The sequence below is a fragment of the Halobacillus sp. genome, assembly GCF_049282395.1.
In the GTDB taxonomy this organism is placed as follows: Bacteria; Bacillota; Bacilli; order Bacillales; family Halobacillaceae; genus Halobacillus.
The window spans coordinates 1-2,706 of record NZ_JBAPTY010000081.1; the positions used below are offsets into that span (position 1 = coordinate 1).

The window sequence follows — 2,706 nt, forward strand, 5'->3', positions numbered from 1 at the left end:
CCAACCATGACAGGAAGAAGGTCACTTCCTTTCATGTTCGTTCTTAAGCTTGTCGAGGCTGAACAAGGCACCTCCACATTTGTCCGTCCAGTCCATACGCCGCTGACCAAGGTGCTTCCGCTTTCAATCTGGGAGTCTTGCCATTTCCCCACCAACCCAACCTGATTGTGAAAACGGCCCCTTCGAAAAAAGAGAATCCTTTCCACCATAACTTGCCTGAAATGCTTATATGAAAGGCTATTTCACATCTTTACAGCATGAAAACAGCTATATTCACATACTCTTTTTGCTCATCATGAAGAAGTTATCTTAAGTAGTTTCGAGTTTCTGATTGGGCAAGGGCCGGAGGGGGACGATGAAGACTCCTGTGGGATAAACATGATCGGTAAGATCCCGGAAGGCGAAGCCTGAGGAAGCTTTTCTCATGCCCACGGAAAGCGAAATCGTCCCCCGCAGGTCCTTCACTGCAAGCCGATATCTCGAAACTGAGTCTTCCACAATACGGCTCTATTGCGTCATAAGCCTCTTATGAAAAAACCATAAACATTAACAGAACCTTTAAAAAAAGCCCCCCATCAAATGGAGGGCTTACCGATCATTAAGATCCGGAATTTCTGTATAGTTCTTTATTTTCATCCTTGCGCAAATGTCTGCCAGACCAGAACCAGCCGCCTATCGCTATAGAAAGCAGCACGGCCCAGAATGTTACCGTCCAGCCCACACTATGAGCAAAGTGTTCATCCAGTACGCCTACATCCTTATGGGATAAGGTAATAACCGCTAATTTAATACCTACCCAGGCTACGATTAAATAGGCTGTTGTTTCTAAACTTGGACGGACTTTGAGAAGCTGAACAAACCAAGTCGCTGCATACTTAATCAGGATCAGTCCAGCAATTCCTGCCACAATGACAACGATGAATTTACCGCCGTCCATTCCGCCGAAATTCGGAAGCGGGGAATTCGGAAGAGCTAATGCCAGAGCAACAGCAGCGAGTATGGAATCGATCGCAAACACAAGATCGGCCAGCCCGATTTTGGCAACCGTTGGCCAGAAGCCTTTTCCTTTTGCAGGTTTATCATCGGTGGATTCTTCTTCCTCGTGTGAACTGCCAATCAGACTTTTCACCCCTAAGTAAATGAGGTAAATAGCTCCAATGGCTTGCACCTGCCACACATTCGCTATAAACGAAATAGCGAATAATGCTCCAAATCTAAAAATAAAGGCTCCTATAATTCCGTAATTGATTGCGCGCTTCTTCTCACCTTCAGGCAAATGCTTGGCGATAACCGCCAAAACAAGTGCATTATCTGCAGATAACAGACCTTCGAGACCAATCAGTATTAATAACGTCCATCCATATTCCAACCAAATTGAATCCAATTGATATTCTCCCTTCTCTTTCAAAAAAAACAGAGGTCTTTACCACTATTCCATGGTAAAGACCTCAAAAAATACAGACCTTCACCCGGTGGCAAAGGTCTTGCTAGCAACTATGCAGTCGCCAGTAGTGCCGAGAGTGAAGGTTGTTCACTCTGTAATGACGACAATACTGTTAAAGCTACTCCCCTTTTATACTACTAGAAATATATCAAGTTACCACCCATTGGTCAAGCTGCTGATGATCATTTAAATGAATGATAGAATAGGCTGCAGGGACCTGGATATGAATAACCTCCCATCCAGGCTACTTAAGATTAGCAGATTCTATATGGAGCTTCTCAGGAAGCCTGATCCCTTGCAACGGGTGCCGGTTGTCTGGCCTGCTGTACGCTGAAAAGCACCATAACCGCAAGGACAACGATGGCGCTCGTCGTATAAAGCGTTTGATACCCAGCCCCGGCAGCGACCAGTCCCCAAAGAAATGAACCGGCAGCAATTCCTATATCATAGAGCATGAAGAAGGTAGCCGTAGAATGGCCGCTTCTCGTAATAGGCGCGGACTGAATGGCCATCGTTTGGAAACTTGGAAGCAATGTACCGTAGCCCAGTCCGATGATCGCTGCTGAGAGCAATAGCATCCAGGCCGTACTGGTGATGCTGATGAATAGTAATCCTGCTGAAAACAATAACAGGCACGGCAGAATAACAAACTTCGGTCCCTTGGCATCATAAGCTCTTCCTAAGTACGGACGTGATATCAGCATCGCAAGCGCGAACACAAGAAAGAAGTAACTGGATGCGCCTGATAATCCAATTGCATTGGCATACACGGATAAAAAGGAAATGATACTGGAATACGCAAGCGCAATGAAGCTGCTGATAACAGCGATCGGCAGCGCTTTTAATTCAATAAGATCATGTAAAGAGAATTTTACTTTTGACGGGGCTCGAGCCGCTTCAGCTTCCGGTGGCACCTGTACAAGAAAGGCAGACAACGACCCACCTGCTATCAATAGACTGAGTACGATGAAAAGGACCGAAAATGGTGCATACTGTAATAGAGTCAAGCCAAGAAAAGGGCCGGCGACGACCGCAAGATTCATGGACATTGCAAAATAACCGAGCCCTTCTCCCCGTCTTTCAGGTGGGATTACATCGGCAGCGATCGCGCCGCTTGCCGTTGTAAACAGCCCAAATGACAGCCCGTGGAAAAACCGGAGTCCCAGCAAGGCTGTAAAGTGATCCACGCTTAAATAAAAGAATGTGGTAGCGGTAAATATCATAATACTCGCCGTGAGGGTTTTTTTCTTACCTACGCGTTC

General features: G+C 46.2%; 2 protein-coding genes. Both read right to left on the bottom strand.

The window, feature by feature from the left end; all coding sequences use genetic code 11:
- Positions 1 to 598 precede the first annotated feature (598 nt).
- Positions 599 to 1,384 (bottom strand): TerC family protein, encoded by a 786-nt coding sequence (locus WAM07_RS04155; protein ID WP_422165020.1) that lies wholly within the window; start codon positions 1,382 to 1,384, stop codon positions 599 to 601.
- A gap of 338 nt (positions 1,385 to 1,722) precedes the next feature.
- Positions 1,723 to 2,706: MFS transporter (locus tag WAM07_RS04160; protein WP_422165022.1), on the bottom strand; the 984-nt coding region annotated here is incomplete at its 5' end.